Annotated in this window: 2 protein-coding genes; both read right to left on the bottom strand. The window is 62.9% G+C overall.

The genetic code is table 11. The features are described 5' to 3' along the window. Positions 1-1,127 (bottom strand): tetratricopeptide repeat protein (locus KA184_13830; GenBank protein MBP8130654.1); only part of this gene is annotated, 1,127 nt, incomplete at its 3' end. 26 nt (positions 1,128-1,153) lie between these two features. Next, positions 1,154-1,263, bottom strand: a 110-nt coding sequence (locus tag KA184_13825; protein ID MBP8130653.1) for a reactive intermediate/imine deaminase, incomplete at its 5' end; no start/stop codon positions are given.

Below are 1,263 nucleotides of genomic sequence, written 5' to 3'. Positions count from 1 at the left end.
GACATCATATCGCGCAGGCGACGCTGGCCAAAGCGGTCCCAGAGGTGCCGGACCGTCAAATGGGCTTGCAGATAAGCGATGCGCAAGGTTTCCGGGCTGCGCGCCTTGAGCTGGCTCGGCTCGAGTTCGGCGAGCGTGTAGAGCGCGCCCGCGGCGCGCGCGTTGCGGAGCATTTCCACCTTGTCCGCGCCAAGCTCATCGCTGAACGTCTCTGCCAGCCCCTCGTTCAACCACCACGGGATATTCTCGCCCGCAAGGAAGCGCGCAACGACATGCACGTACTCGTGCGTGAGACGGCGCTGCAATTCTTCATCGGGCAGCCACTGGCCATCCTTGCCCGTCATAGGCGCGCGGATCTTGCCGTCATAGACGGCGCCAACATGCTCGTCCATTTGCGTCGCTTCGTTGAACTGGTCCGCGTCATACAGAATGACCTGAATCGGCCCGGGCGGATATTCGCCGCCGAACTTGCGCCCGATTTCGCGGTAGGCCTCCTCGAGCAAGCGCATGACCCGGTTGCGCACGTGGTAGGGGATTTCCCGGGGCGCACTGAGCTTGAAATGGCTCGAGTTGGTCTTCTTGAATTCCGCCTCAATCGACTCTTCGCGGAAGGCCTTTTCATAGCGTTCGCGCAGGCCAGGCCGGTTCGGCTCGATACCGAGCACGTAATCCCATTGCGCGCGCGCCGAAGGCAAATCGTTGTCCCGGTAGTAGGCTTCGCCAAGGAATTCATGGGCATCGAGATGACCCGGTTTCAATTCAATCGCTTCTTCCAGCCGGCGGATAGCCTCGGGCACCATGTCGAGACGCAGATAGTAAACGCCCATCTGCACCAGCGGCGACGGGTTCTCCGGGTCGGCGGCGATGGCCCGTTCCAGGTTGGCGGCGGCGGCGGCGAAATCGCCGGCGCGGGCCAGCTGGTCGGCGATACCCTGGCGCGCGTTGCACAGGTTGCGGCGGACCACGTCATTTTCGGGGGTCAGGTCCAGCGCGCGCTCAAACCACGTGACGGCCTCTTCATAAGAGCCCGCCTCATACGCCTCGATGCCGCGGTTGTTATAGTCGGCGGGCGACTGCGCCACCGCCACCGAACACATCAACAACACAACAGCGCGCATAATCTTCACGCGGCGGCCTCCCTGTTCCCTGTTCCCTATTCCCTGTTCCCTGCCAGCGCCACCGCTTCAATTTCGACCTTGATATCCAGCGGCAGCCGGCCCACCTGCACGCAACTGCGCGCAGGGCACCCCGACGGGAAATACT

It is taken from the genome of Candidatus Hydrogenedentota bacterium, from assembly GCA_018005585.1.
Taxonomy (GTDB): Bacteria; Hydrogenedentota; Hydrogenedentia; order Hydrogenedentales; family JAGMZX01; genus JAGMZX01.
The sequence above is the reverse complement of the archived record's forward strand: the minus strand, read 5'-3'. Positions and strand labels throughout refer to the sequence as shown.